This window comes from uncultured Thiodictyon sp. (assembly GCA_903837595.1).
Classification (GTDB): Bacteria; Pseudomonadota; Gammaproteobacteria; order Chromatiales; family Chromatiaceae; genus Thiodictyon.
The window spans coordinates 1-2,487 of the sequence record CAILVI010000022.1 but is presented as its reverse complement, the minus strand read 5'-3'; the positions used below and the strand labels follow the sequence as shown (position 1 = coordinate 2,487).

Below are 2,487 nucleotides of genomic sequence, written 5' to 3'. Positions count from 1 at the left end.
TGTCGAGGAGATCGTGGCAGAGTATGAATCTGTTCCCTTTGAGGCAGATGAACCTTTGATCCTGATTTCTATCAACCGAAGCTATAAAGAGGAGGGGAAGAGCATTTACGATGCAGTTCGAGCTGCATGGAGAATAAATAAGGAGAACGCCTCGAAATACAGGTTGGTCTTAGCCCACCGAGGCGGTATCGTTGTCGGCGCATTTCGTCCCAGAGCGTGGCTGCCGGCAACACGGGAAAACTTCCCATGGCTGGAGGCTGACGAGCCTCGATTCGGTTTTGTAGGAGAAAATGCCGAGCCAGATGTTGCTTCCAAGTAGCGGTTCAGACACCCCTTGACCGTTGCCACCCAGCCCGATCATGATGAGTCCCCATCCATTCGCTACCCATTGATGCCGCGCCACTGACGATGCACCTGAGCGACCACAGCCTTGACCAGCTTGACGAAGCCTATGTCCAGACCCTGGACGAGGGTGCGTTGCGTGGTCTGTCGCTGCGGCTGTTGGAGGATCTGAAGGAAGCGCGCGAGCGGTTGCGGCAGAATCCGAACAACAGTTCTCGTCCGCCCAGCAGCCGTGCGCCCTGGGAGCGCCCGTCGGCGGGGGACGAGGAGATGATCGAGACGGCGGACGCCGACGCGCTCACTGCGATGCAGGACGACGAGTTGCCGGACGAGGCGACCCTGCCCCCCGCGGACTCGTCCGGTACTCCCGAGACGCCAGCGCACGCTGGGCGCGCGACCGCGAAGCCCAAACGCCAAGCCGGCAAGCAACCGGGCGCGCCAGGCTTCGGTCGCACCCAGGTGTTCACGGCGCAGGAGACGCTCCACCACCGTCCCAGCGCCTGTGCGGCCTGCGCCGCGGCACTGCCGGGCGACGCCCCCAGTGTCGGCTATGCCGGCTTCCAGTCGGTCGATCTGGTGTGGGGCAATCCCGAGCAACCGGGCCTGCACCTGCGGGTTACCGACCATCGTTTCTATGACAGTCTGTGCGGCTGCGGTCATCACACGCGCGCGCGTCCCGGCGAAGGTCTGGTCGATGACCCCACGTTAGAACCGGTGGCCTTGAGCGAATGGCGGCTGGTCGGGCCGGGGCTGGCGACCCTGATCGTGGCGCTGCATCTGCGCTTTCGGCTGTCGTACCGACGGATCCGGGAGTTTCTGCACGACTGGCTGGGGTTGAGCCTGAGCGTGGGCACCCTGGATCGCACGCTACGCGAGGCCGCCGCCGCGGCGCTACCGCTGGAACAAGAATTGATCGCGGCGGTGGTGGCCAGCGACCTGCTGCATGCCGATGAGACCTCCTGGCCGCAAGGCGCCGACTTGCTGTGGCTGTGGGTGTTCACCAGTGCCACCGTCACCTTGTTCGTGGTGGCCAAGCGCGGGCGCGAGGTGCTGGATCGCATTCTGCCGGGCTTTGCCGGCTGGCTGATGAGCGACGGCTGGCAGGCGTATCGCCACCTGCCGCACCGGCTGCGCTGCTGGGCGCACCTCACGCGCAAGGCACAGGGGTTGATCGAGAGTTTCGATCGCGAGGGGCAAGCCTTTGGGCACCAAGTCCAAACCACCTTCGACACCCTGATGGGTGCCATCCATGCGGCGCGCGCGGGGCCGCCGGCCGATCTGCCGCGCATCCACGCCCCGTTGCTGGCCGAGTTGCATGCAGCCTGCGTGCATCTGCTCGGGCATCGGCACGCCAAGACGCGCGCCTTGGCGGTGGAACTGTGGAACGACTGGGACGCCATTTTCCGGGTGCTGGAGAATCCGCAGTGGCCGCTCACCAATAACGAAGCCGAGCGGGCGTTGCGCCATTGGGTGATCGCGCGACGCATCATGATGGGCACGCGCTGTGATGCCGGGTCGCGCACGTTCACCCTGCTCGCCAGCGTGATTGAAACCTGTCGCAAGCGTGGCCATGTGCCTTGGCTCTATCTGGCCAGCGTGATCACGGAGCGCCGTGCTGGTCGCGCGGCGGCGCCATTGCCGACTCTAGTGCCGGGTCTCTGAACGGCTACCCGGCGACACGACTACGGTGAGCGCCTGTAGCGCTGGAAACTAGCCCATGACCCGGTGGGTGCCGCTTCGCCGATGCGGGGCGGCATTCATCATTAACACCGCCCCTTGGTAGGCGGATAGCACGGAGAACTCGCCATGATCCCCACCACCCTCACCCGCACACTGACTGCTGCGCTGACCGCGAGCACCTTGGCCCTCGTGGCCGCGCCGCCGGCCCAGGCCTGTACCTCGTTCCGGGTCCAGTCCCAGGACGGTGCCTGGCTGGCGGCCCGCTCCATGGAGTTCGAAATGGACCTCAGGAGTCAGGTGATGCTCGTCCCCCGCGGCCACCACCTCACCGCGACCCGTCCCGATGATTTCAAGCCCGGCCTGGCCTGGACCGCCAAGCATGGGTTCCTCGGCATCAATGCCCTCGGTCTGGATATTGCGGCCGACGGCCTGAACGAGGCCGGCCTGGCAGTGGGCGCCCTCTTC

Annotated in this window: 2 protein-coding genes and 1 pseudogene; all 3 read left to right on the top strand. The window is 65.3% G+C overall.

The window, feature by feature from the left end:
* Window positions 1–319: pseudogene (locus QZY44_RS01370) on the top strand (hypothetical protein); the annotation flags it as partial.
* Window positions 320–408: 89 nt separating this feature from the next.
* Complete coding sequence (locus tag QZY44_RS01365; RefSeq protein ID WP_295441214.1) at window positions 409–2,004, top strand: IS66 family transposase; 1,596 nt, start codon at window positions 409–411, stop codon at window positions 2,002–2,004.
* 144 nt (window positions 2,005–2,148) lie between these two features.
* Window positions 2,149–2,487 (top strand): linear amide C-N hydrolase (locus QZY44_RS01360; protein ID WP_295441211.1); only part of this gene is annotated, 339 nt, incomplete at its 3' end.